The organism is Brevundimonas aurantiaca, assembly GCF_014199955.1.
Classification (GTDB): Bacteria; Pseudomonadota; Alphaproteobacteria; order Caulobacterales; family Caulobacteraceae; genus Brevundimonas; species Brevundimonas aurantiaca.
On sequence record NZ_JACHOQ010000002.1, the window covers coordinates 625,898 to 651,140 of the forward strand.

At 67.0% G+C, this 25,243-nt stretch carries 24 protein-coding genes and 1 pseudogene; 5 read left to right on the top strand and 20 right to left on the bottom strand.

Annotation, left to right across the window (positions count from 1 at the left end):
* Nucleotides 1–43: 43 nt before the first annotated feature.
* From GGQ93_RS07215 to guaB, 11 genes and pseudogenes are all read right to left on the bottom strand, one after another.
* Nucleotides 44–1,009, bottom strand: coding sequence for a dienelactone hydrolase family protein (locus GGQ93_RS07215; RefSeq protein WP_183215997.1), 966 nt, complete (start codon nt 1,007–1,009; stop codon nt 44–46).
* Nucleotides 1,006–2,298 carry a dicarboxylate/amino acid:cation symporter gene (locus GGQ93_RS07220; protein WP_183215999.1) on the bottom strand — a complete coding sequence of 431 codons (1,293 nt, stop codon included), beginning with the start codon at nt 2,296–2,298 and terminating at the stop codon, nt 1,006–1,008. Before GGQ93_RS07220 ends, GGQ93_RS07215 begins: the two co-directional genes overlap by 4 nt.
* Nucleotides 2,299–2,351: 53 nt before the next feature.
* Nucleotides 2,352–5,642, bottom strand: a complete 3,291-nt coding sequence (locus tag GGQ93_RS07225) for a TonB-dependent receptor (protein WP_183216001.1) — start codon at nt 5,640–5,642, stop codon at nt 2,352–2,354.
* Between the two features lie 95 nt (nt 5,643–5,737).
* A complete protein-coding gene (locus GGQ93_RS07230; protein ID WP_183216003.1) occupies nt 5,738–6,682 on the bottom strand; it encodes a FecR family protein in 945 nt (314 codons plus the stop codon).
* Nucleotides 6,660–7,205, bottom strand: a complete 546-nt coding sequence (locus GGQ93_RS07235) for an RNA polymerase sigma factor (RefSeq protein WP_182713699.1) — start codon at nt 7,203–7,205, stop codon at nt 6,660–6,662. The genes GGQ93_RS07230 and GGQ93_RS07235 overlap by 23 nt, the downstream gene beginning before the upstream one ends.
* A gap of 205 nt (nt 7,206–7,410) precedes the next feature.
* Nucleotides 7,411–7,530: pseudogene (locus GGQ93_RS07240) on the bottom strand (IS5/IS1182 family transposase); the annotation flags it as partial.
* Nucleotides 7,531–7,747: 217 nt separating this feature from the next.
* On the bottom strand, nt 7,748–9,310 hold the full coding sequence (gene guaA / locus GGQ93_RS07245) for a glutamine-hydrolyzing GMP synthase (protein ID WP_183216005.1): 1,563 nt from the start codon (nt 9,308–9,310) through the stop codon (nt 7,748–7,750).
* Complete coding sequence (locus tag GGQ93_RS07250) at nt 9,307–10,005, bottom strand: 5'-methylthioadenosine/S-adenosylhomocysteine nucleosidase (protein WP_183216007.1); 699 nt, start codon at nt 10,003–10,005, stop codon at nt 9,307–9,309. The genes guaA and GGQ93_RS07250 overlap by 4 nt, the downstream gene beginning before the upstream one ends.
* A 5-nt stretch (nt 10,006–10,010) precedes the next feature.
* Nucleotides 10,011–11,312, bottom strand: coding sequence for an RsmB/NOP family class I SAM-dependent RNA methyltransferase (locus tag GGQ93_RS07255; protein WP_183216009.1), 1,302 nt, complete (start codon nt 11,310–11,312; stop codon nt 10,011–10,013).
* A 1-nt stretch (nt 11,313) separates the two neighbouring features.
* The gene (locus GGQ93_RS07260; protein WP_152949845.1) at nt 11,314–11,715 is read right to left on the bottom strand and encodes an MAPEG family protein; all 402 of its coding nucleotides are present in this window, start codon (nt 11,713–11,715) and stop codon (nt 11,314–11,316) included.
* 4 nt (nt 11,716–11,719) lie between these two features.
* Nucleotides 11,720–13,177 (bottom strand): IMP dehydrogenase, encoded by a 1,458-nt coding sequence (gene guaB / locus GGQ93_RS07265; protein ID WP_183216011.1) that lies wholly within the window; start codon nt 13,175–13,177, stop codon nt 11,720–11,722.
* Nucleotides 13,178–13,305: 128 nt separating this feature from the next.
* Here guaB and GGQ93_RS07270 point away from each other — a divergent pair, with 128 nt between their 5' ends.
* On the top strand, nt 13,306–13,854 hold the full coding sequence (locus GGQ93_RS07270) for a DUF2061 domain-containing protein (RefSeq protein WP_183216013.1): 549 nt from the start codon (nt 13,306–13,308) through the stop codon (nt 13,852–13,854).
* 7 nt (nt 13,855–13,861) lie between these two features.
* Here the strand turns inward: GGQ93_RS07270 and GGQ93_RS07275 are convergent, their stop codons facing one another.
* A complete protein-coding gene (locus GGQ93_RS07275) occupies nt 13,862–14,572 on the bottom strand; it encodes an RlmE family RNA methyltransferase (protein WP_183216015.1) in 711 nt (236 codons plus the stop codon).
* A 72-nt stretch (nt 14,573–14,644) separates the two neighbouring features.
* On the opposite strand from GGQ93_RS07275, the gene GGQ93_RS07280 reads away from it, so the two are divergent.
* The gene (locus GGQ93_RS07280; RefSeq protein WP_183216017.1) at nt 14,645–15,106 is read left to right on the top strand and encodes a peptidylprolyl isomerase; all 462 of its coding nucleotides are present in this window, start codon (nt 14,645–14,647) and stop codon (nt 15,104–15,106) included.
* Nucleotides 15,107–15,155: 49 nt separating this feature from the next.
* On the opposite strand, the gene GGQ93_RS07285 is transcribed toward GGQ93_RS07280, so the two are convergent.
* From GGQ93_RS07285 to GGQ93_RS07310, 6 genes are all read right to left on the bottom strand, one after another.
* Nucleotides 15,156–15,641: a hypothetical protein gene (locus tag GGQ93_RS07285; RefSeq protein ID WP_054765238.1), complete on the bottom strand. Its 486-nt coding sequence runs from the start codon at nt 15,639–15,641 to the stop codon at nt 15,156–15,158.
* A 15-nt stretch (nt 15,642–15,656) separates the two neighbouring features.
* Nucleotides 15,657–17,060, bottom strand: coding sequence for an MBOAT family O-acyltransferase (locus GGQ93_RS07290; protein ID WP_183216019.1), 1,404 nt, complete (start codon nt 17,058–17,060; stop codon nt 15,657–15,659).
* The gene (locus GGQ93_RS07295; RefSeq protein WP_183216021.1) at nt 17,060–18,322 is read right to left on the bottom strand and encodes a GDSL-type esterase/lipase family protein; all 1,263 of its coding nucleotides are present in this window, start codon (nt 18,320–18,322) and stop codon (nt 17,060–17,062) included. Before GGQ93_RS07295 ends, GGQ93_RS07290 begins: the two co-directional genes overlap by 1 nt.
* A 2-nt stretch (nt 18,323–18,324) precedes the next feature.
* Entirely contained in the window at nt 18,325–19,239 is a 915-nt protein-coding gene (locus tag GGQ93_RS07300; RefSeq protein ID WP_183216023.1) for an SGNH/GDSL hydrolase family protein, read from the bottom strand.
* Between the two features lie 89 nt (nt 19,240–19,328).
* Nucleotides 19,329–19,742 (bottom strand): DUF2177 family protein, encoded by a 414-nt coding sequence (locus GGQ93_RS07305; RefSeq protein ID WP_054765234.1) that lies wholly within the window; start codon nt 19,740–19,742, stop codon nt 19,329–19,331.
* Between the two features lie 22 nt (nt 19,743–19,764).
* Nucleotides 19,765–20,790: an SAM-dependent methyltransferase gene (locus GGQ93_RS07310; protein WP_183216025.1), complete on the bottom strand. Its 1,026-nt coding sequence runs from the start codon at nt 20,788–20,790 to the stop codon at nt 19,765–19,767.
* A 275-nt stretch (nt 20,791–21,065) separates the two neighbouring features.
* Here GGQ93_RS07310 and GGQ93_RS07315 point away from each other — a divergent pair, with 275 nt between their 5' ends.
* From GGQ93_RS07315 to chrA, 3 genes are read left to right on the top strand one after another with little or no spacing between them, the layout of a single operon-like run.
* The gene (locus GGQ93_RS07315; RefSeq protein WP_182713708.1) at nt 21,066–21,770 is read left to right on the top strand and encodes a CoA transferase subunit A; all 705 of its coding nucleotides are present in this window, start codon (nt 21,066–21,068) and stop codon (nt 21,768–21,770) included.
* Nucleotides 21,770–22,426, top strand: coding sequence for a 3-oxoacid CoA-transferase subunit B (locus GGQ93_RS07320; RefSeq protein WP_183216027.1), 657 nt, complete (start codon nt 21,770–21,772; stop codon nt 22,424–22,426). Before GGQ93_RS07315 ends, GGQ93_RS07320 begins: the two co-directional genes overlap by 1 nt.
* Before the next feature lie 33 nt (nt 22,427–22,459).
* The gene (gene chrA / locus GGQ93_RS07325; protein ID WP_224764291.1) at nt 22,460–23,647 is read left to right on the top strand and encodes a chromate efflux transporter; all 1,188 of its coding nucleotides are present in this window, start codon (nt 22,460–22,462) and stop codon (nt 23,645–23,647) included.
* Between the two features lie 15 nt (nt 23,648–23,662).
* On the opposite strand, the gene GGQ93_RS07330 is transcribed toward chrA, so the two are convergent.
* Nucleotides 23,663–24,307 (bottom strand): ABC-type transport auxiliary lipoprotein family protein, encoded by a 645-nt coding sequence (locus GGQ93_RS07330; RefSeq protein ID WP_183216029.1) that lies wholly within the window; start codon nt 24,305–24,307, stop codon nt 23,663–23,665.
* A complete protein-coding gene (locus GGQ93_RS07335) occupies nt 24,304–25,242 on the bottom strand; it encodes an MlaD family protein (protein WP_054765229.1) in 939 nt (312 codons plus the stop codon). Before GGQ93_RS07335 ends, GGQ93_RS07330 begins: the two co-directional genes overlap by 4 nt.
* Nucleotide 25,243: the final 1 nt, after the last annotated feature.

Here is a 25,243-nt window from a genome sequence, read left to right on the forward strand (position 1 = left end):
GGCGTCGGCCTGACGCCGACGCCCCTCTCGCCTGGCCCCAGAGTCAGCGGGGCGCCAGCTGAACTTCGAAGAAGCGGTCGACGCGGCCGCGAAGATCCTCAGTCGCGGCGGCGTTGGCGGCGACCGCCTGGCGGCTGCGGCTGGGATCGTCGAATCCGTGGGCCGCATCCGGATAGCGGGTCAGGTTCACTGAAGCGCCCGCCGCTTGAGCGCGATCAACCAGGGTCCGGCAGCTTTCGGGCGACACCTCCTGGTCGGCCGTTCCCATGAAGACCTCGACCGGCGCATAGGTCTTGTACTCCCGCCGGAACCGTCCCTGGAGGCCGCAGCCCGGATAGAGGGCGAGACCCGCCCGGAAGCCGATCCGCCGCATGTCGCCGGGCTTGTCGTCAGCCAAGGCCGAAAGGACAGTGCTGGCGCCGTTGGAGAAGCCCATCAGGCCGATCCGGTCATCCGCCACCCCCTCCAGGCTGCGCAGGAACCGCAGCGCGCCATAGGCGTCCAGGGGGCGGATCGTCACTTCGTTGATCTCTGGCGGTCGCGAACTGTAGGTCCCGGCCGCGAAACCGGTCGGATAGCCTCGCGGCCCGAAACTGTCGACGACAAGGGCGTAGTACCCCCGGTCGGTCCAGTACGCGGCCCAGAATTTGAGTCGCAGCGTCAGGTTCCGCGCCTCATAGACCCCGTCGGCCAGGGACGAATAGACCCCGCCCCTGCCGTGCAGCAGGACGACCGCCGGCGCGCCGGATTCGGGCGTTGGTCCCTCGGGCCGGAACAGATAGCCGACCAGTTCGGTTCGCGGCTCGTCCATGCTGCGAAACACGACCCGCTCGCCGAGCCGCTGTTCAGCCGTGGCCGAGCCCTGCCGGACGGCGGCGTTCGATATCGCCGTGTGGTGAACTGCATCAGAGTTCAGCGGGGCTTGCGGCTGCTCCTGCGCCTGGACGGCCGGCGCCGCGGCCAGAAGGGCGGCGAGGAGCGCCGAGAGATGGCGTTGAGGACGGGTCATTCGAGCGGTCTCTCCTTGTAGGCTGTGAAATCCAGTTCGCCCTCCATCCGCGCGACGGCGACGGCGACGGCCAGGTCGCTGGTGCAGTTCGGCACGGTGCGGATCATGTCCAGGGGCCGATCGAAGGGCAGGATGAAGCCGACGATCAAGGCCGTCTGCTCCGGCCCCAGACCGATGACTGAAAGCACTGCCGCCAGCAGAAACAGGGAGGCCGAAGGCACGGGCGCGGCGCCCAGGGCCACCATGGCGGTGACCGCCATTATGGCGAGATAGTCGGCTGGCCCCAGGGCCACGCCGAAAACCTGGGCGGAAAAGGCGGCCAAGAGGCCGACGTAGAGGGCGGCGCCGTCCATGCTCAGGGTCACTCCGAGCGGCAAGACCGTCGAGGCGATCGCCGGGCTGACGCCGAGATTTCTCTGGGCCACCCGCAGCGCCACAGGCAGGGTCGCGGCGCTGGACGAGGTCGAAAAGGCCACCGCCACCGCGTCTACGATGTCGCGATAGAAGGGCAGAACCGGCGTTCGCGCCAGAAGACGCAGTACGGCGCCGTGAACGATGAAGGTCTGAAACGCCGCGCCGACAACAACACAGAAAGACAGCCGCAGGACGCTGACGAAGGCCGACGGCCCGCTGGTTCCCATCACCCAGGCGATGAGGGCGAAGACGCCGAACGGCGCCAGCTCCATTACGAACTGGACGACGCGCAGAAGCACGGCCGATCCGGACTCCAGAACTTTCTGCAAGGGGCGTCCGTCCTCGCCCGTCACCAACAGGGCGGCGCCGATCAACAAGGCGAAGAAGATGACGGCGAGAATGTCGCCCTCGGCCATGGCCGCGATAGGGTTCAAAGGCACAATGTCGGCGAGGACGGCGGCGAGATCCTGTGCGTCGGCCAGAGGCGCGGGCGCGACGCCCGCTAGATCGACGTCGGCGCCCGGCTGGATCAGCGCGCCCAGGCCCAGACCGACGGCGGCGCCCACCAGCATCAAGCCGAAGTAGAGAACCATGGTCTTGAGACCGACCGCTCCCAGACGCGCCGGGTCGGACATGGCCGACACGCCGGCGGCGACGGTCACGAACACCAGCGGGGTCACCAACATGCGGATCAGCCGAACGAAGAGGTCGCCGATCCATTTCAGATCCTGGGCGCGTTCTCCGAGCACCAGGCCCGCGAGCACGCCCAGCCCCAGACCCAGCAGGATCCGTCGCCACAGCGGCGTGGCGAACCATAGGCGCGTGACGATCCGCACCGGTCGGGCCAAGCCCGCCGAAGGCGCAAGGGAGGACATGTCGATTTCCAGAGAGGCCCGGACGAGGCCTCAGCCTCGCCCGGGCGTCGCCATTAGAAGGACTTGCGGATGCTGGCGTACCACCAGCGGCCGCGGTTGGAATGGACGCTGCCGTTGTAGCCGAACCGGTCGTCGGCCAGCGGCGGGTCCTCGTCGAACAGATTGCGCGCGCCGATCCGGACCCGGGCGCCGTCCAGCGGGCCGCCCTTGTCGAATTCGTATTGGACATAGAGGTTGTGGGTCAGCCACTCGTCCACCACCCAATAGTCGTCGGTATCCACATAGGTGGCGCTGGTGTCGACGAAGTCGGAGACGTAGCTGGTGTACCAGCCTGAGGTCCACTGCCCCAGGTCCCACGTCAGGGACGCGGTGAACTTCCATTCCGGCCGGCCGTTCTGTCCGATCAGGTCTTCCACGCCGCCGACCGTCACGCCCGCGATCGTGCCGTCGGCCAGGGCGTCCAGCAGGATCTGATGCTGTTCGCTGGCCTCCTGATACAGTTTCAGCTTCTGGCTGGCGTTGAGGCTGAGCCGCCAGTCGCCGACCGGGGTGTCGCGCAGCGTGTAGAAGAGGCGGAAATCGAGGCCTTCAGACTCGCGCGGCTGCAGGTTCATGTACTCGTCGGTGATGTACAAGAGGTCGCCGACGGGCGCGAGGCCCGCTGCGGCCGCATCGGCGATCTGCTGGGCGTTGGGCGTATCGCGAACCACATTGGGGTTCGAACTACCCATCTGACGCAGGTAGTAGTCCCTGATCAGTTGGTTCGTACCGCCGAAAATTCCGACCAGATCCTCCTGCCGGATCTTCCAGTAATCGACGGTCAGCGTCAGGTCGCCGAACCGGTCGGACCAGAGTTCGGGTTCGAACACCAGGCCCAGGCTGAGGTTCTCGGAGGTCTCCGCCTTGAGGTCCGTGTTCCCCGACCGTTTTTCGATCCGATCTTCGCTGGTGCAGTAGTCGTTGCTGGTCGTCAGCGTCGGGATTGCGCCGATAGCGAGTTGCACCGCACAGGCGGCGTAATCACGCCGGCTGTTGGAGCGTTCGAAATCCGGCTGGTGGAGTTGCAGCAGGTTGGGCGCCCGGAAGCCTTCCGACCAGGCGCTGCGGAACATCAGCCAAGGCGTCGGGCGATAGGCCAGCGCGATCTTCGGGGCCCCGACCGTTCCGAACAGGGTGTAGTTCTCCACACGACCCGCAATCTGGAGGTCGATCGACTGCACCAGCGGGATGTTCATCTCGGGCGAGACGACCGGTACGGCCAGTTCGAGGAAGGCCGAGTAGACGTTGCGGGCGCCCGAGCTGTCCGGGGTGTAGGACACGCCCATCACGTCGCTCTGGGATACGACGCCTGCCAGGTCCGTAAAGGTGATGGTTCCGTCCAGACGCGGGTCGCGATCTTCAGCGAAGGTTTCGCGACGCGCCTCGACCCCCGCCGCCAGGCCCACATGTCCAGCCGGGACCGGATAGAAGTCGCCCTTGGAGACCTTGAAGTCCCACTGCATGAGCTCGGTCTCGGCATAGCGGTAGACCTTGACCATGAAACTGTCGATCGTCTCCTGGCTGTTCAAACCCGTCGCACCGTTCTGGGGACTGGTCAGGTCGCCGCCCACAAAGGGATTATAGGCGTCAGGCGTCGTCCTATTGATCGCGTGCTGGAGCAAGGTCATGCTGACCCCGTCCATTTCGTCGGTCGTTTCGGCCTTGCTGTAGAGCAAGGCGCTTTCCCAATCGAAGCCGACGCGTTCGCCGCGCAGACCGCCCAGATATCGAGTGGTGACGTTTTCGACCTCGACCTCCCGATAGCCGAGATCGGCGAAACGGTAGTCCTGAATCTGGATCGCTGAACCGGTCGTCGGCACCCCGGACAATCCGCTCAGCCGGGCGGTCACGCCCGTGGCGCCGAAAGGATTCCAATAGGCGGTCGGCGACATGAGGACGCGCTGCGTGTCCAGCGGCGTGTCCTGCTGGCGCTGCGACCAAGTCTCGCCCCAGTAGTAGCTCAGCTCTCCGAAGAACTCGACGCCGTTATCGAACTCGTGGTTGATGAAGGTGAACAGATTGGCGCGGTCCACCGCCGAACTGATGGTCCGCATAGAGTCCAGATCATATCGGAGATTGTTGTCCTCGCTCGTCGTCGACAGGGTTGAGTTGTCGAAACAGGTCCCCGTCGTATAGGCGCCGGTGATGCAGCCGGCGTTGGTGCTGGGCTGAACGTGGAAGGTGCCGGCGGTAGATGTCAGGGTCGTTCCGTTGACGCGCGTGGTGGTTCCCGCGTTCTTGTAGGTCTTCGGATCCAGCTTGATGCCCTCAGCCCAGGCCGTGATCGTGCTGTAGGTCCCATAGTCGAGGCCAGAGGCGCGGCCGTTGAAGGCGGCCACCCGCCCCGCGACCGTCGCATAGTCGCGTTCCCAGATGTAGAGCGGATCCCGGGTCAGGTAGCCGCCCATGATCGAGACGTTGGTCTTGCCGTTGTTGAAGTCCTTGCCAGCGTGAAAATCGAAGGAATATTCCTCCATTCCCCCTTCGTCGTGCCCCATGGCGGCCTGGACCGTGAAGCCTTCGAAGTTGTCGCGCAGGACGTTGTTGACGACGCCGGCCACCGCGTCGGTGCCGTAAAGCGCCGCAGCGCCGTCCGCGAGAACCTCGACCCGACGCAGGCCGAATGTCGGGATGGCGTTGGTGTTGACCGTCTGAACTGGCACATAGCCTTCGATCTGCGTACCGGGGTGAGGCACCAATCGCCGGCCGTTCAGCAGTACAAGCGTATTGCCCGTGCCGATCGAACGCAGATCGATCGACGCCACATCGCCCCGCGCATTGTTGATCCCGCCGTTGTCGCTGTCCGCCTCATTGAAACCGACGTCGCCCATCTGTGCGATGGAGCGGTAAAGATCGTCGCCGTCTGCGGCGCCGATCGCATCCAGATCAGACTGGTCGACGACGGTGACCGGCAGGGCTTCGTTTATGCGTGTCCCCCTGATCCGGCTACCGACGACCACGACCTCTTCGACCTCGGCTGCGCGTCCGTCGCCGGGCGTTCGCTTTTTCAGGATAATGGTCGATCCCTCGTGCGAGGCGACGTAGAGGTCGGTGCCTTCAAGCAGGCGGCTGAGCGCGTCTTCGACGTCCATCTGCCCCGAGACGGCGGGTCCGACGCGGCCCGTGAGGTGGCCGGTGGGCGCTGAAATCGTCACGCCCGCCTGACGCGCCAAGTCAGGAATGGCTTGAGCGAGCGGCTGGGCCGCCACATTGAACTGCCTCACCTGAGCAGTTGCCCCATGGGCGGCCACGACAAGCACCCCGCCGGCGACGCCCGCCGCCAGCCAACTCTTCCACGACACCATGAGATCCCCCGATCCGTCTGTCTATGTTCCCCCGGCGCACCGGACATAGACAAGACGGTTCATGGAACAGAAATCCTCCAGCGTCCGGAAAATATTTAACCGTGAAGAAGCTGAATCCGGGTCGAGCTGATTTCCGCGCGGAGGTTCAGACTGCGCGCCGCCGCCCGGGCGAAGGCCGCAGGATCGTTCGCTTCGAACAGGCCGGTGATCTTCATTTCGGCCACGTCCCGATCCGCCAGCAGGATCGGAACGTCGCTGAAACGCGCGAACTCGGCGGCCGCCTGTTCGAGGCTGTCGTTGTGGAACTCGATCTTTCCGTCACGCCAGGCGAGAAGCCGCCCGGTTTGGGGCGCATCGACGAAACGAGGGCTGGTCGCTTCGCCGCCGGCCAGGCTGATCAGCTGGTTGGCGGTCAGGATGTGCGCCCTGTCCCGCCCGACCCGCATATGGACCGATCCCGCCAAGGCGACGATCTCGAGCGGCGCCTGATTCAGCCGCTTCAGCAGGAATGCGCCGTCATAGGTGGTCAGCACCGCGCCCGCAGCCCGCATGACGAACGGCCGCACGGGATCGACGGCCACCTCGAACAGGGCTTCGCCGTACATGAGGACGACTTCCCGCACAGATCGCGTATAGCGGACGCTGACCTGCGACAGGGTATTGAGCGTGACGACGCTGCCGTCATCCAGCGTTACCGAGCGAATCTCGCCGCGCTGCGTGTCGAGACGTTGAGACCGCCGCCAGTAGGCGGCGGCCAGACCCGTTCCGCTCAACATCGCCACAGCGACGCCCGCCGCCAGCAGAGAGCGTCGCGCGACCATCGGTTGTTCGGCGACGGGTCCGCCTGCCAAGGCCGCCGCTTGTCTGGTATGAACCGCTATGGCGCGGGCGCGGGCGAACGCGCCCAGGCGACGTGGGTCCTCTCCCGCCCAGGCGTCGAATTCTCGCTGATGCGCCGGTGAAAACGGCCCACGATCAAGCCGCGCGGCCCACAGGGCGGCGCGGCGATCGATCTCTTCAGCCGTTTCCGTCTCTGCCATCCGCCCTTCGTCCGATCCGCACGTTTCGCAACCTAGACGCATCTGGAGCATCATATCCTCCATCGGCGTATGCGGCCATCAAGAGGACAAAGGCCTTGGCTATGTGCTTTTCGACGGTGCTTTCCGGGAATCCCGTCTCCCGCGCAATCTCTTTTTGAGAGCGTCCTTGGACCCGACTGAGAATGAAGATGCGGCGTGTCTTATCGGGAAGGCGGTCAATCATTTTCGCGAGAAGCCGAAGTTCGTTTCGGCCCGCGACTTCGTCTTCTGGCGTCACCGCATCTGCCGCCACCTGAAGTCTGTCAATATCTGCGACGGCGTCGAGCGGCACCACGCTCTTCCGTCTTAAGCGGTCGACTGCAGCAGACCGGGCCGTGCGAAAAAGATAAGCGCGCACGTTAAGGATGGATCCGACATCCGCGACACCGATCAGTTTCGCGTAGGTTTCCTGCACGATATCATCAACGTCGGCTGGCGATGCCGCCCGGCGCAACCATGCGCGCAGCGCAGGCTCATGCGGCATCACGCTTCGCGCAAGCCAACGCGCTGTGTCTTCTGAAACCCCCATGGCCACAGAGACTGGCACGCGCCTTCACAAGGCAGCAAGCCCGCGATCTCTGAAATCACCCGCACCGGGAGGATGCCCTCCTTTTTTCGGGCGCTGTCGCGCAGTTGTTACAAAGCCGGCGTCGACGGTCGATAAAAACGACCGTCGACGCTCCGTTCGCCTAGGTTCTGGACTCATAAGCCCTGAGCCAGAGGCGGGTCGAGGTCAGCAGGACGGCGGCGAGGATGTCTCTTGCCAGCTTGTCGAAGCGGGTTGCGACGCGGCGGAAGTGCTTGAGGCGGATGTCCCGATCGCAGCGATTTCGACCTGGGCACGGGTGGGCAAATGCGGATCAAGCGCCAATAGATGGCGCAACTCAAGAGCATAGGCTGAGCATACGTCCTGCAAATCTAGCGCCGTAGTCCTACAGGATCGCATTGGCCGAGCCGGAGCGCCAATGTCGCCCTGTCGGCAACCCCCACCTTCGCCAGAGGTCGCACCCGCATGCCCGCCGCCTCTCACTCCCACTCGATCGTCCCCGGCGGCTTGGACGTCACGTCGTAGACCACGCGGTTCACGCCCCGGACCTCGTTGATGATGCGGGTCGCCGTCTTGGCCAAGACGTCCCAGGGGAACTGGTAGAAGTCGGCGGTCATGCCGTCGGTGGAGGAGACGGCTCGGAGGGCCAGCACCTTTTCATAGGTTCGCGCGTCGCCCATGACGCCGACGGTCTTGACCGGCAGCAGGACGGCGAAGGCCTGCCAGATCTGGTCGTACAGACCCGCCTTGCGGATCTCCTCCAGATAGATGGCGTCGGCCTGTTGCAGGGTCTCGACCGCCTCGGGCGTGATCTCGCCGGGGATGCGGATGGCCAGGCCCGGTCCCGGGAAAGGGTGGCGGCCGACGAAGGCGTCGCTCAGGCCCAGTTCGCGGCCGAGCGCCCGGACCTCGTCCTTGAACAGTTCGCGCAAGGGCTCGACCAGTTTCAGCTTCATATAGTCGGGCAGGCCGCCGACATTGTGGTGGCTCTTGATGACGTGGGCCTTGCCGCTGGACGAGGAGACGCTCTCGATCACGTCGGGATAGAGGGTGCCCTGGGCCAGGAATTCGGCGCCTTCAATCTTGGCGGACTCGCGGTCGAACACTTCGATGAACAGGCGGCCGATGGTCTTGCGCTTGGTTTCCGGGTCGGAAATCCCGGCCAGCTCGCCCAGGAATTCTTTCGACGCGTCAACGTGGATCAGCGGGATGTTGTAGTGTTCGCGGAACAGGGTGGTGACCTGTTTCGCCTCGTCCTTGCGCAGCAGGCCGGTGTCGACGAAGACGCAGGTCAGCTGGTCGCCGATGGCCTCGTGGATCAGCACGGCGGCGACGGAACTGTCGACGCCGCCGGACAGGCCGCAGATCACCTTGGCGTCGCCGACCTGTTCGCGGATCTGGGCGATCTTCTCGTCGCGATAGGCGGCCATGGTCCAGTCGCCCTTCAGCCCGGCGATGCCGTGGGTGAAGTTCTTCAGCATCTGGTGGCCGCGCGGGGTGTGCATCACCTCGGGGTGGAACTGGACGCCGTAGAAGCGGCGAGTCTCATCGGCGATCACCGCATAGGGGGAGCCCTCCGAGGAGGCCACCACGTCGAAGCCCTCGGGGATGGCGACGATCTTGTCGCCGTGGCTCATCCAGACTTCCTCGTCCTCGCCCACCGGGGCCAGTCCCGCCAACAGGGGCGAGTCCTTCTGAACCGTGATGGCGGCGCGGCCGAACTCGCGCGTATGGCCGCCCTCGACCTTGCCGCCCAGCTGTTCGCACAGGGTCATCTCGCCGTAGCAGATGCCCAGGACCGGCACCCCGGCCTCGAACACGGCCTGGGGCGCGCGGGGGCTGCCCTCTTCGTGGACGCTCTCGGGTCCGCCCGAAAGGATGACGGCGGCAGGCTTCATCGCCGCCAGGGCCTGTTCCGCCTTCTGGAACGGGTGGATCTCGCAATAGACGCTGGCCTCGCGCAGGCGGCGGGCGATCAGCTGGGTCACCTGGCTGCCGAAGTCGACGATGAGGACCTTCTGGTGGTCGTGCGGCGTGGTCATGGCGTGATCGAATCCGGGGCGGGAGGTTGCGCGGGGTCTTGGCCGTGTAAGGCCGGAATTTCAAGCGCGGCGAGGCCGTCGGCCTCCAGCACGGCGATCAGACGGTCCAGGGCGGCGGCAAGGTTCTCGTCCACATGGCAAAGGGTGGAGGTCCAGTCCTCCAACGCCTTCAGCTCGCTCCGGCCGTCCGACACGCCGCGCAGGGCGATCAGGGGCAGGCCGAAGGTCTGGGCCGCCCGGACCAGGGCCCAGGTCTCCATATCCACCATCTCGGCGTCGATGGCGTCATAGGCGGCGCCGGAGACGACGTTGGCGCCGGTCGACAGCCTGGCGGTCGGCAGGCCCGGTATTGGGCAAGGCAGAGGCAGGACCGCAGGCTCGTCCAGCAGCGGGGTCACCCCCTTGGGAAAGCCCAGAGGGCTGGCGTCCATGTCGCGATAGGCGACCGAAGAAGCCTGATATACGCAGGCGTGCTCCAGCACCCGCGAGCCGCACGACCCCAGCGACACGATCAGGTCGGGCGGATTGCCCGCCGTCTCCAGCCGGGCCAAGGCGGCGGTCAGGGTCACGGCAGCCTCCACCGGGCCGACGCCGGTCATCAGGGGCTGGATGCGGGCGCGCAGACAGTCGCCGTATTCGGCGGGCGCAGCCATGACATAGAGGACCGAAACCTCGCCGTGCCGAACCGGCCCCATCCCCATCAAGCGGCCCGCTGATAGACGGCGGCGAAGAAGCCGTCGGTGTCGGCCGAGGCCGGCGACAGCCGCAGCCGCGCGCCGGACGCCAGTTCAGCGAACCTGGTCCGGGCGGCGTCGGTCAGTTGCGGCGCGCCCAGCAGGTCGGCGACCGGGACCGGTTTGAACTCGGGATGGGCGGCCTCGAAAGCGTCTGCGCTGGCCTCGTTCTCGCGCGCCAGCATCGAACAGGTGACATAGACCAGACGCCCGCCCGGTTTCACCAGCTTGGTCGCCTGGCTCAGGATACGGACCTGAACGGCGTGCAGTTTCTCGACCTCGTCCGCCGTCAGACGCCAGGCGTCCTCGGGCCGACGCCGCCAGGTGCCCGAGCCCGAACAGGGGGCGTCGACGAAGACCAGATCGGCCTGGCCGTTCAGCGCCTCCAGCCCCCCGCCGTTCTGACCGATCAGCACCAGTTCAGCCTCGACGCCCGCGCGTTGCAGGCGGGGGCGGATATTCTCCAGCCGCTTGTTGACCACGTCGGACGCCGTCAATCTCCCCTGCCCCTTCATGGCCTGGGCCAGACCCAGGGTCTTGCCGCCGCCGCCTGCGCAATAGTCCACAACCGTCGCGCCGGGTTGCGCCCCGGCCAGCCAGCAGACGACCTGACTGCCCTCGTCCTGGATCTCGAACTTGCCGGACTTGAACCCCTCCAGCGCCTGGATGTTGGGCGGCGGTTCCGACGGCACGCGCAGGCCGACGGCCGACCAGGGCGTGCGCGAAACGTCCAGCCCGGCGGCCTTCAGCTCGGCCTCGACCTCCTCGACCGTGGCGGCCGAGTCATTGATCCGCAGGTCGATCGGGGCGCGCGGCGCCATCAGGGCGCGTGCCTCTTCGGCCCAACGCTCGCCGAAGGTCGCCTTGAAATCCTCGACCACGAACTCGGGCAGGCCGGCGGCGACCCAGCCGGGAAGCTCCCCCTCCCCCGCCGTGATCCGGCCGCGTTCCTGTTTCGACAGGGGCCGCGGCCCGTAGCCGTCGCCCGCATGCAGGGCCTCGATCTCTTCCAGCGACAGGCCGTCGATGGCGTGCAGCGACCCGATCACCAGGGCCCGGCCGTCCTCACGCCCGCCCATGATCCAGGACAGGCGGCCGCGCGCCCGCAGCACCTTGTAGACGCGGTCGGCGATGGCGCGCCGGTCCTTGGACCCGGCGTATCGGTTGGCGGCCCCCCAGGCTTTCAGGACGGTTTCCGCCGGCTGGCGGCCCTGGGCGATGGCGTCCAGGACGGAGGCGGCGGCGGCGAGACGGGCGGCTGGGGTCAATCTAGGCTTTCAGAAGAAACAGCGACGCCAGCACCATGACCAGTCCCACGATCGAGACCAGCCAGACCAGCGACCGGATATAGGGAACGCCAAGGGCGTAGAGCGGCAAATAGACGACGCGACCCCAGAAATAGAGGGTCGTCCCCCACAGCGTCAGGGGTCCGGAGGCCTCGACCACATGGGCGATCAGCACCGCGCCGATGAACAGTGGCAGGGTCTCGAACAGGTTCGACTGCGCCCGCTCCAGGCGCCCCACCACCGGGCGGGACGGCCCGGCCGGCGTATCGCGTGCGCCGGCGTTCCAGGCCAGACCGAACTGCGCCGTCCGCCCCAGGGCCGGCGCCAGAATGTGGACCAGGGCCAGGATGAGCGTCAGGGCCAGATAGGTCAGTTCGGTCGTCATGGCCTTATCCTTGTCTGTAGTTCGGCGCCTCGCGCGTGATCATCACGTCGTGGACGTGGCTTTCCCGCAGGCCGGCGCCGGTGATGCGCACGAAGCGGGCGCGGTCCTGGAAGTCCGGGATCGTGCCGGCGCCGACATAGCCCATGGAGGCGCGAAGCCCGCCGACGAGCTGGTGCAAAACCGGACCAATAGGCCCCTTGTAAGGCGTCTGGCCCTCGATGCCCTCGGGCACCAGCTTCTCGGACGAGACCTCCTTCTGGAAATAGCGGTCGGCCGAGCCGCGCGCCATGGCGCCGACCGAACCCATGCCGCGGTACGACTTGTAGGACCGGCCCTGGTACAGGAAGACCTCGCCGGGGCTCTCGTCAGTGCCGGCGAACATCGAGCCCATCATGGCCACGTTCGCGCCGGCTGCGATGGCCTTGGCCAGGTCGCCCGAGTACTTGATGCCGCCGTCGGCGATCACCGAGGCGCCCGATCCCTTGGCCGCCCGCGCGGCGTCCATCACGGCCGTCAGCTGGGGCACGCCCACGCCCGCGACGATGCGGGTGGTGCAGATGGAGCCGGGACCGATCCCGACCTTCACCGCATCGGCGCCCGCGTCGATCAGGGCCCGCGTCGCGTCATAGGTCGCGACGTTTCCGGCGATGATCTGCAGCCGATTGTTCTCGCGCTTGATCCGTTCGACCACCGCCGCGACCGAGGCGGAGTGCCCGTGGGCGGTGTCGATCACGACGACGTCGCATCCGGCTTCAGCAAGGGCCATGGCCCGCTCGAAGCCGGCGTCGCCGACCGTCGAGGCGGCGCCGACCAGCAGGCGTCCCTGCTCGTCCTTGGCGGCGTTGGGGAAGGCCTGGGCCTTCTCGATGTCCTTCATCGTGATCAGACCGACGGCCCGATAATCCTCGTCCACCACGATGACCCGCTCGATCTTGCGGGTGCGCAGCAGTTCGCGCGCCTCGTCCCGGCCGGCGCCCTCGCGCACCGTGATCAGGTCGCCGGTGGTCATCAGAGAGGCGGCCGTGACGTTCGGATCGCTTTCGAAGCGCATGTCCCGGTGAGTCAGCATGCCGACCAGCTTGCCCGACTTGGGATCGACCACCGGAAAGCCGGTGATCTTCTTGCGCTCAACGATCTCGCGCACCTCGCCGAGGGTGGTCGCGGGGCTCACCGTCACCGGATTGACCACCATGCCGCTCTCATAGCGTTTCACGGCGCGGACCTGATCGGCCTGCTCCTCGATCGTCATGTTGCGATGCAGGATGCCCAGGCCGCCGGACTGGGCCATGGCTATGGCCAGGCGGCTTTCCGTCACCGTATCCATGGCGGACGACAGCAGCGGGATGTTCAGTTTGATGCCGCGCGTCAGCTGGGTCGAGACATCGACCATCGCCGGCATGAACTCGGACGGACCGGGTTCCAGCAAAACATCGTCGAAGGTCAGTCCTTCGCGTATCTCCATAGGGGAGTCTCCGTTTTGCGGGCCGCGTATAACGGGATGCGGGGGGCTACGGCAAGGGTCTTGCGGCTTATGGACGTGATAGATTTTATTGGTTTGCAACCCAGCGCCCCAATGACCATTCTCGCATCATGGTCGGCGTCATCCTCAGCACCGCGCGAAAACTGGCCCTGAAGATCGCCAGCTACGGGGTCATGCACCTCGTGGTGGCCATTCTGGTGGCCTTCGCCATCACCCGCGACTGGCGCATCGCCCTGGCCGTGGGCATGGTCGAGCCCTTTTTCCAGACCATCGCCTATTCGATCCACGACCGCGTCTGGCACCGGATCGAACGCCGCCGCATGGCCTCCAACATCGAAGAGGCGGCCGAGGCCTTCACCGCTCGGCTCGACATCATGTCGCCCGAGGAACAGGCCCGCGTCCACGACAACCACGGCCATGGCCACAGCCACGCCCTGCCCCGCTCGCTGAAACAGGTGGCGGTCAAGACCGTGACCTATGGCGTCATGCACTTCACCGTCGCCGTCCTGGTGGCCTTCGCCCTGACCCAGGACATCCGCGCCGCCCTGGCCATCGGCGTCATCGAGCCCCTGGTTCAGACGGTCTTCTTCACCCTGCACGACCGGGTCTGGTCGCGGATGGAAGAACGCCGCGCGGCCCGTAAACCCGCGACGGCCTGAAGGCCGCCTAGCGCTTATTCAACGCCACCAGAAACACCTCGGCGCTGTCCTTCCGACTGGACTCCGGCTTGACGTACTTCACCGTCTCGAACTCCTCGCGCAGTCGCGCCAGAACGCCCCCGGCGTCGCCGCCCTGGAAGTTCTTGGAGACGAAGGCGCCGCCGGGCCGAAGGGTGCGGATGGCGAAGTCGGCGGCGATTTCGATCAGGGCGATGATCTTCAGGTGGTCGGTCTGGCGGTGGCCGACCGTGTTGTGCGCCATATCCGACAGAACCAGGTCCGGCTGTCCGCCGATGGCTTCGATCAGCTGCTGATCCACGCCGGGGTGGGTGAAGTCGGCCTGGAGCAGGGTCGCGCCGGGGATCGGCTCGATCATCAACAGGTCCACCCCGGCCACGGCGCCGGCGCCCCGGTTCAGCGCCACCTGGACCCAGCCGCCCGGCGCCGCGCCCAGGTCGATGACCTTGGACCCCCGTTTGATCAGCCGGAACTTGTCGTCGATCTCGATCAGTTTGAAGGCGGCGCGCGAACGCCAGCCTTCCGCCCGCGCCCGTTCCGACCATTTGTCCGACAGCTGGCGCTTGATCCACTGCTGGCTCGACATCGACTTGGTGTCGGCCGTCTTCATCTTCGTGCCCATGCCGCGTCCGGCCGCGGTTCCGCCGCTGGGCGGCCGCACCATTCGACGACGGTCTTGAGGCTTTTCGTCTTCACTCATCGTTCCCACATAGCCCCGACCGGCGTTGCGGGCTATGTCCCGCCGCAAATCAACCCCGAGAGGACGACCGAAATGGCCGACACCCTGACCTTCACCCTGGACACCGGAGACGGCGAAGCCCGCGACGTGGTCATCAAGCTGCGCCCCGACCTGGCCCCGAACCACGTCGCCCGGATCACCGAACTGGCCCAGGAAGGCTTCTACGACGGCGTCGTCTTCCACCGCGTCATCCCCGGCTTCATGGCCCAGGGCGGCGATCCGACCGGCACCGGCACCTCGGGCTCCAACAAGCCGAACCTGAAGCAGGAATTCTCGGCCGAGCCGCACGTGCGCGGCGTCTGTTCCATGGCCCGCACCGCCGATCCGAACAGCGCCAACTCGCAGTTCTTCATCTGCTTCGACGACGCCACCTTCCTGGACCGTCAGTACACCGTCTGGGGCCTGGTCGAGTCCGGCATGGAGCACGTCGACGCCCTGCCCAAGGGCGAGCCGCCGCGCAGCCCCGGCAAGATCGTCAAGGCGACGGTCAACTAAGCCGGCTCCGCACCGAAAGATCGCGCCGGCCTTGGCTGTCGGCGCGATCTCAGGCGTCCGGCGCCGCCTTGTCCCGGCCGCCGTCGAACCGCAGCGTCTGCGCCTCGCGCCACAGCTGCCGCAACCCCTCGACCGGCTGGTCCGCCCCCAGCAGGGCCAGTTGTTCGACCCAGACCGTCGCGAGTCGATCAATCGTTGACTGAGTCCAGCCCGGCGGCTGCTGGCGCGCCCAGTTCTGCACCGATCCCGCGTTGAAGATCATCAGGAAGACGCAGGCGACCAGCACGGTCTGGCTGGTCCACCGCCGCGCGCGCGCCGCCTCCCCTTCCTCGTCCAACGGCGGGGCGGGGGGAAAGGCGAAACGACCGAGGGCGACCAGGGCGTTCTCCCGCGTCGGCAAGTCATGGGCGTCGGCGGCGTCGATCCAGTCGCTGGGCGGATCGGCGGCCGTCGGCTCCTCCAGCGGCGGAAACGGCGACACCGGCGGCTGGGCGCGGGTGGGAAAGGGGTCGATCGGGTCCGTCGGCTCGCTCATCGTCGGATCAAGGCCTCAGAACTGGAAATAGATGAAGGGCGCCACGCCCTCGGGCCGCATCGCCTCGACCAGAAGGATCGCCAGTCCGATGAGGATGCCCAGGGTCGGCGACGGCGCCGTCTTCAGCCGTTCGGCCAGCCCCTCCACCGCGCGCGGCGGCAGTCCGTGCATCGCCAGTCCGCCGACGATCAACGCCAGCACAAAGGGCGTCAACAGGCTGAAGCCCTCGAACCGACCCAGGCCGACCAACATCTGCATCGCCAGATCGAAGGTTTCGGCGCGGAACAGAATCCAGCCCAGACAGACGACGTGGAAGGTGATCAGAACCCCCAGCCAGGTCGGGACGACCTTGCGGTCCTTGACCAACGCGCGCCCTAAACGCTCCACCACCTGCGCCCCGCCGTGCAGGGCGCCCCAGGCCACGAAGGTCCAGGCCGCCCCGTGCCACAACCCGCCCAGCAGCATGGTGATCATCACATTCATGCACGACGACCAAAGCCCTTTGCGCCCCCCGCCCAGCGGCACATACAGATAGTCGCGCAGCCAGCTGGACAGGCTGATGTGCCACCGCCGCCAGAAGGCCTGCATCGAGGCCGCCCGGTACGGCTGGTCGAAGTTGCGCGGGAAGGAATAGCCCAGCAAGGCCGCGACGCCGATGGCCATGTCCGAATAGGCCGAGAAGTCGCAGTAGATCTGAACTGCATAGGCATAGACCGCCGCCGCTATGTCGATTGCCCCATAGGCCGCAGGATCGAAGGAGACCGGATCCACCAGCCGCGTCGCCAGCTCGGACGCGATCACGGCCTTCTTGAACAGGCCCCAGACGATCAGCAGCAGCCCATGGGTCGCCATCTCGCGCGTCAGCCTGGGCACCCGGGCGAACTGGGGCAACAGGTCCGAGGCCCGCACGATGGGTCCAGCCACCAGATGCGGGAAGAAGCTCATCAGCAGCATGACGTCCAGCAGGCTCTCGGCCGGCGCCGTCTTGCCGCGATAGACGTCGACCACATAGCTGATGCCCTGGAAGGTGAAGAAGCTGATCCCCACCGGCAGCACCACCTGCAACAGGGGCAGGTCCCGCTCCCAACCGAATTGGGCAAGCAGATCAACAGCCTGTTCGACGAAGAAGCCGTAATACTTGAAGAAGCCCAGGATGAGCAGATTGGCCGCCACGCCCAGACCCACCCACAGTTTGCGCCGTCCCGCCCGGTCGCTGCGCACGATCAGGGCCGCCACGCCCCAGTTCAGCACGGCCGAGACGATCAGCAGCCCCACGAACCGCCAGTCCCACTGGGCGTAGAAGAACCAGCTGGCGAGCAGCAGGAACAGTTTGCGCCGCCCGTTCTCTCGATCCAGGCTCCAGCTGACCAGATAGACGAACAGGAAGAAGACCGCGAAGGCCAGGGTCGGAAACAGCATCAGTCCGCCTCCCCCTTCGCCGCCTTCCAGCGGTCATAGGCGGCCAGCAGATCGTCGCTCAGCACCCCGCCGATCCACTCCGCCCCCGGGGAAGTGAAATGCACCCGGTCGGGCCGCATATAGGGCTCAGGCGCAGTCGCCAGCCGCTCCGCCGAACAGTCGCCTCCCATGCGTCCGTACCAGTCCCAGAATGCGACGCCCGTCTCGCTCGCGACGCGACGCTGCACGTCCCGGACCACCGCCAGAGATGCGGGCGCGGCCCGCCCGCCGCACCGCCCGCCGGTTCCGGCCTTCAGTCCCTCCGGCGCGCCGAGGATCAGTACAGGCAGCCCCGAAGGCAGGACCGCCAAGGCTCCGCGCAGCCAGGACTCATAGTCGTCGGCGTCGAAGTTCGGCGCGAACCCGTCATTGACGCCGAAGGCGATGATGACCAGGTCCGGTCGCCAGGCGTCCAGCTCCAATCGCGTCCAGTCGCCGTTCCTCAGCACCAAATCCTGAATGGTCCCTCCGACGACGCCGAGATTGGACAGCTCCACGCCCGGCCCCTGTCGCGTCAGCCGCACGTCATGGAGCTTCACCCTGCCCGTCGGGCGAATCTCGAGCCGCGTCTGGAGCGTGTCGAAGATCGCGGTTTGACAAACGGGTTGCCAGATTTCGTCGCGGGAACCGGGAAACACCATCGTCCGCAAGCCCGCGCTACCCGTCAGAGCCAGTTCGGCGTCCTTCGGCCAACCCTCTCCGCAGATTTGGACCTTGTCGAAGGCCGCGCTGTTTTCGGCCGCGATGGTCATCACCGCGCCGTCCGCGACGTCCGCCTCGCTGCCTGTGAATCCGACGCCGACCGGCAGACGCCCGCCAGACAACACATCCGTACGCAGCGGCCAATCGGTCGTCGTCACCTCAACCTGCATCGGGGCATAGCCGGCGTAGGGGACGCCCGGCGGCAGAACGCCTCGTCCTCCAACGCCGAACCGGGCCTGCCAGCGCGCGCGCACGGCGCCGGTGATCCGGTCGCCGGCCGTATGGCTGTCGCCGATCTGCAGGATATGGACGGGGCGGTCGCGCGCGCCGGCCTCCGTCGCCTCCAGAGCTTGGAGCAGCCCCTCCAGGGCCGCCTCGCCGCACAGGCCGTCCGGACAGATCGAAGACACGCCCGGCGTCGGCGCTGCGACCGGCCTATAGGCGACCGCGCCCGTTCCGGCCTGCACGTCCGCCTGCCCCGCCAGGATCAGTATCGCCGCCCCCACGGCCCCCAGGCTCATGATCAGCCGGTCGGCGGGGTGTCGAGCCGGGGATAGGCCGTCTTCGCCTCGATCAGGCCGGCGTCGCGCTTCAACCGCTCGGCCACCGGGGCGGCGATCCGAAGATAGCCGGCCATGCTCATGTGGATGCCGTCATTGGCGCGCATCAGCTGGGGCCGCCCGCTGGGGCCGGGCAGATAGGCGGCGTAGTCGCCCGCCGCATCCGCCGTCAGGGCGGACGTCTCGATCAGGGGCACGTTCAGGGCCGTCATCCGCTCGCGCACCACCGCATTGATCACGGCCATCTTGGCGTCGAACCCGGTGCGCTTCATCTTGGGCAGGCCGACCCAATAGACGGCGACGTCATTGGCGCGCAGCAGGCCGACCAGGTCGTCGATCCGCTTGGCGTAGGCGGCCTTCCAGCCCGGCGTGCCGAAGTCGTGGATCACCCCGTCCAGGCTGATGCCCTGGGCGTCGTTCGTGCCGAACAGCACCACCGCCGCATCGACCGGGGTCTCGCGCAGCTGGCGCTCGGTCTTGGCCTGAATGTCCACATAGTCGTAGCGCGACAGACCGGTGGAGACCTCGCTGAACTTGGTCACCGTCACGCCGGGTTGGTGGTTGAGATCGCGATAGAGGGCGGCCCACAAGCCGTCGGCCATGGAGTCGCCGAACACCCCCACGCTCAGACGCCCCTCAGCGAGTCGCGCCTTCAAGGGCGTGACCAGGGGCTGAACGGCCGGCGTCGGCGCGACGGGCGGTGCGGCGGTTTCGGGCGAAGGCGCGCGGTTCTCAGGCGGACTGGCCGAGGCGACGGCCGATCCGCCCAGCATCAGGGTGGGATGACGCAGCCAGCCGCGCCCGTCCGGCGTCAGGGCCAGGCCGATCACCACCCCGACGACCAGCGCCCAGGTCAGTCCGTTTATGCCGACACGCAAAGCGGGGCGCCCCTCCGACGTAAAGCGGTTACCTATAGCTTAACATGCGCCGGGCGCCATGGCTGACTCTTGTCAGGCGAACGGAAGTTTCAGCCGAACCGCCCCTCGGCCCAGCGCGCGGCGAAATAGCCCCCCGTCGCCGAGATCGTCGTCAGGACCGTGCCCCACATCAGATCGACGACGGTCAGCTTGGTCTGCCACGCGGCCAGGGTGGCCTGGTTGGTCAGGTCATAGGTGGCGTAGGCGACGAAGCCCAGGACCGCCCCGTGGATCGCCGCCTTGGTCCAGCTTCCCTCTTTCAAGGCGGGGGCGATGGCGAGGAAGACCGTCCCGGCGATCGAGATCAGATAGAAGAGCACGGCCGCCTTCATGTCCGGCTTCTCGGCCAGGATCGGGCCCAACACCGGCTTGTAGAAGCGGTTGGTCATGGTGGTCAGCCAGACAGCGTCGATCACCGCGAAGGTGATCCCGGCGCCCAGATAGGCGAAGACATATTTGATCACGACAAACTCCTCAGACGGGTTTTCAGGCCGGTTTCAGGCGATAGTGGCTGACCGCCCAGGTGCGGCCGCCGTCGTTGCCGAACAGACCGGCGGTCGCCAGGTAGAAGCGCCGCCACCGCCGGGTCCAAAGCTTGGCGTCCGCCCCATAGGTCTCGCGCATCAGCACGGCGACCCGCGCGGCGTTGCGGTCCATATTGGCCAGCCAGTGATTGGCGGTCCGGGCGTAATGGCCGCCGTTCCAGGTCCATTCCTCCTCCACCGCAAACAGGTCGGGGAACTGCCGGATCAGGCCGCGACTGGGCATGATGCCGCCGGTGAAGAAATGCTGGGCGATGAAGTCGCCGCTGTCGGTGTGATCGAACCGATAGGGGGCGTCGCGGTGCGTGAAGACATGGATGAACATCCGCCCTTCGGGCTTCAACCAGGACTTCGCCTTGGTCAGCAGGGCGCGCCAGTTGGCCATATGCTCGAACATCTCGACCGAGACGATCCGGTCGAACCTCTGGTCGGTGTCGAAACGGTTCATGTCCTCGGTCACGACCGTCAGATTGGTCAGACCCCGCGCCCGCGCCTGGGCTTCGATATGACCCCGCTGGCCGTGGCTGTTCGACACCGCCGTGATCCGCGCCCGAGGATAGGTCTCGGCCATCCACAGCGACAGCGAACCCCAGCCGCAGCCCATCTCAAGGATGGTTTGCCCGTCCGACAGATCGGCGTGAGCGCAGGTCTCCAGCAGGGCCGCGATCTCGGCCTGGTCCAGCGTCTCCGCTCCCGTCGGATACAGGCAGCACGAATATTTCAGCCGTTCGCCCAGGCACAGGCGGAAGAACTCTGGCGGCAGTTCGTAGTGCTGGGCGTTGGCGGCGTCGGCGTGTTCGGCGATGGCGCGCCGGGCCATTTCCGCGGCGAAGGCGGCTTCGTCGTGCGGGCCGTCCTTGTCCAGCCGCCTGCGCGCTTCCGTCACCAGGCTGTCGATGGCCGGGCGGGTGATGACGTCCGGGAACGGCGCGTCCTGAAACTGACGGATCGCGACATTGGTCAGGTTCATCGGAGGCTCTGATCGGCGGTTGCGGCGGTTTCGAAAATCATACGCCCGGTGGCCTCTTGCGGATGCTGCGCCGCCCTTGCCGCCTGGATTGCCCTTCCCCACCTCTCCGAAGGTCGCGCGTCTCGAGGGCAAATCGGACAGTCCGGACACTTCGGACACTGTTTTTTGCCGACAGCCGAACGGTCGAACCATCCCCGGCTTGCCCTGTCGTCCGCGCCGGGTTAGGCGTGGCCCAACACGCCGATATTCATCAGGCGATGAAAAGAGGGAGAGCGATGGGTAAGATCTACGCTGACGTCACATCCGCGCTGGAGGGTCTGACCTTCGACGGCATGACGGTCATGTCCGGCGGCTTCGGCCTGTGCGGCATCCCCGAGAACCTGATCGCCGCCCTGCGCGACAGCGGCGTCAAGGGGCTGACGGTCATCTCCAACAACGCCGGGGTCGACGGCTTCGGCCTGGGCCAGCTGCTGGGCACTCGCCAGATCGCCAAGATGATCTCGTCCTACGTCGGCGAGAACAAGGAGTTCGAGCGCCAGTATCTGGCCGGCGAGCTGGAGCTGGAGTTCAACCCCCAGGGCACCCTGGCCGAACGCATCCGCGCCGGCGGCGCCGGCATCCCCGCCTTCTTCACCGCCACCGGCGTGGGCACCCTGGTCGCCGAGGGCAAGGAAGTCCGCAACTTCAACGGCCGCGACTATGTCATGGAGACCGGCCTGGTCGCCGACCTGTCCATCGTCAAGGCCTGGAAGGCCGACGAGCGCGGCAACCTCGTCTTCCGCAAGACCGCCCGCAACTTCAACCCGATGATGGCCACCGCCGGCAAGGTCACGGTCGTCGAGGTCGAGGAGATCGTTCCCGTCGGTTCTCTGGACCCCGACCACATCCACACCCCGGGCGTCTATGTCGACCGCTTGGTCCAGACCGTATCCGAGAAGCGCATCGAACAGCGCACCGTCCGCAGCCGGGAGACCGCATAATGCCCCGCACCCGCGAACAACTCGCCGAACGCGCCGCCCAGGAGCTTCAGGACGGCTTCTACGTGAACCTGGGCATCGGCATCCCCACCCTGGTCGCCAATTACATCCCCGCTGGCATGACCGTGACCCTCCAGTCCGAGAACGGCATGCTGGGCATGGGCCCCTTCCCCTATGAGGGCGACGAGGACCCCGATCTGATCAACGCCGGGAAACAGACGATCACCGAGATCCCGGAGTCGTCCTACTTCAGCAGCGCCGACAGCTTCGCCATGATCCGCGGCGGCCATATCAACCTGTCCATCCTGGGCGCCATGGAGGTGGCCCAGAATGGGGACATCGCCAACTGGATGATCCCCGGCAAGCTGGTGAAGGGCATGGGCGGCGCCATGGACCTGGTCGCAGGCGTCAAGCGCGTGGTCGTGGTCATGGAGCACGCCAACAAGCACGGCCAGTCCAAGGTGCTGAAATCCTGCACCCTTCCCCTCACCGGAACGGGCGTGGTCAGCCGCATCATCACCGACCTGGCGACCTTCGACGTCAAGCCGGACGGCGCGGGGCTGGAGCTGATCGAGCTGGCCGAGGGCGTCAACCTGGACGAGGTCGCCGCCAAGACCGAGGCGGTCTATACGGTCTCCGAGGCGCTAAAGGCGGGCTGACCCGGCCCGCGCGACAGACCGGAGGCCAGCGCCGTGGATGAACTGGAACCCCAGGTCCCCCACCTGTCCCTGGCGGCCCTCTTCCTGAAATTCCTCGGTTTCGGCCTCCTGGCCTTCGGCGGGCCTGTGGCCCAGATCGCCATGATCCGTCGCGACCTGGTGGAGCGCGAGCGCTGGATGTCCGGCGCCCGTTTCAACCGTTTGCTGGCCGTCATGCAGGCCCTGCCGGGGCCCGAGGCGCACGAACTGTGCGTCCACATGGGGATGATGGCGCGGGGCCGTCTCGGCGGCCTGCTGGCGGGCCTGGGCTTCATGGCGCCCGGCTTCCTCCTGATGCTGGCGGCGGCCTGGGCCTATCAGCGGCTGGTCGCCGACAGCGCCGCCTGGGCCGGCCCGCTCCTGGGCATGCAGATCGTGGTCCTGGCCCTGATCGTCTGGGCCGTGCGGCGGATCGGACGTCACACGCTTCAGGATCGGCTGCTGTGGCTGGTCGCGGCCTTCGCCTGCGCCGCCAGCCTGATCGGCGCCCCCTTCTGGATCCCCCTGGTCGCCGGGGGTCTGGTCTACGCCTTCGGCGGTCGGCCCTGGATCGCCGCAGGCCTCGCCGTCGCCGCCGTCGTTCTGGCCGTTTTCCTGCGCGGCGACGGGGCGTTCTCTACGCCCCTGATCCAACCGACGGGCGCGCCGGCGGGAGGCCTGGACCTCTTCCTGGCGGGACTGAAGGGCGGCCTGTTGACCTTCGGCGGCGCCTATACGGCCATTCCCTATCTGCGCGCCGACACGGTGGGGCGGGGCTGGATCTCGGACGGCGCCTTCCTGGACGGGGTCGCCGTCGCCGGCGTCCTGCCCGCCCCCCTGGTGATCTTCGGAACCTTCGTCGGCTATCTGGCGGGCGGCTGGACCGGCGCCCTGGCGGTGACGGCGGGGATGTTTCTGCCCGCATTCGCCTTTTCGATGATCCTGTTCGAACGACTGGAGGCGGTGGTCGACCACCCGCCCCTGCACCGCGCCCTCGCCGGGGTGGCGGCGGCGGTGACCGGCGTCATCGCCGCAACGGCGGTCCAGCTGCTGTGGTCCACCGCCCAGCGCGCCCCGTCCCTGTGGGGCGCAGGCCTGCTGTTCCTGGTCGCCCTGATCGCGGCCCTGTTCGCCAAGGGCCGCTGGGCGCCGCCGGTCCTGGTCGTTTCGGGCGCTGTGGGCGGCCGGCTGCTCTTCGGTTGAGGCGAAGAACCGCCCTCAGCGCGCCGAGCGGATGGTCCAGTCGGCGATCTGGGTGTTGATGTCGCGCGTCGCCGTATCGAAGGCGGCGACGATGGCCGAGACCCGGTTCTCGCTCGCCGGCTGGGTCACGGTGAAGACCCGTTCGACCGAACGTCCCTCTTCCGGCCGGATGGCGCCCTCGTCCCGGCGCTCGGGCGTCGAGCGAAGCTGGGCCCTGGCCGTGATGACCACGTCCGGGGTCGCCCCCGGCGCGGCGTAGCGCACCTCAAAGGTCGTCACCGTGACCTGCAACACGAGCGGCGGCGTGCCCGGCTCGCGTCGGCCCAGCACCCGGATCTGGTCGGCCCGATTGGCGAAGGCCGCCTTCAGACTGTCGTCGAACAGGGTCGCAGCCGGCGACACCCAGCGCGCCCCGCCGACATAGGCGGTCTCGGTGCCCGTCACGCCGAGGATGCGGTCGTCGCTGCTGGCCTCCGGGAACTCAATGCGCCGGATCGACACCGACAGGGGCGCCGGCGTGTCGCCCTCCGCGGACGGCGCATCCATGGGCAGACCGAACCGATACAGTTGCACCGGGTCCGGCGTGGACAGCAGCGAACAGCCGCTCAGAGAGACCACGACGCCGGCGACGGCGCCCAGTTGGACCAGGGAACGGATCACGGCTGCACCTCCAGCTCTTTCGATTGCGGTTTGCCGATGAAGTCGCGCGGGCTGGCGCGGACGTCGTCGATCAGGGCCTGCAGCGAGCGCGTCGCCTCCTGCAGCTCCTCGATGGTTCCGCTCAGTTGCGGCAGGCTGGAGGTGGCGAAGTCGCCCAGCGGCCGCTCCAGTCCGGTTATCGAGCGATTGGCCGAGGCGATGGCGACCCGCGCCTCCGCCGTGGCCTGGTTGATGTTGGCGATGGCTTCGCGGCCGTCGGTATTGACGACGGCGCGCATGTCGGCGCCCAGCCCCTGGTATTCCAGTATGGTGGCGTTGGCGTTCTTCACCGCCTCCTCCAGCTCGGCGAAGATGGCCTTGCGCGCCTCCAGCTCGGTCGTCAGGGCCTCGACGTTTTTCACACTGGTCGAGAAGCTGCGGATATTGTCGTCGGACATGACCCGGTTGATCCGGTTCAGCGCGTCCACCGTCTGGGCCAGGACCGTGCCGGACCCGCTCAGCAGTTCCGCGATCGGCGACGGCTGGCTTTGCAGAACCGGCACCACATTGTCCGGATACTGATCCTTCAGCAGGGCGCTGTTGGGCGAACCCGCAGTGATCTGGATATAGTTCAGACCCGTGATCCCCTGCGGCTCCAGCTGGGCGCGCGAGGTCACGCGCACCGGCGTCGAGGCGTCCACCCGAACCCGGGCGATGACCTGGTCGCCGCGCTTGGTGTCGATATTCAGGTCCGTCACCTCGCCCACGCGGATGCCGTTGAAATGCACCTCGCCCCCTTCCGACAGGCCGTTGACCGGCCCGTAGAAGACGATGTCGTACAGGTCATAGTCGCTGTTGAACTGCAGCCGGGCCAGCCAGATGGTGAACACCGCCAGGGCCGCCAGAAGGGCGACGGTGGCGATGCCGACGGCCGCGTAGTGTGCGTCTCTTTCCATA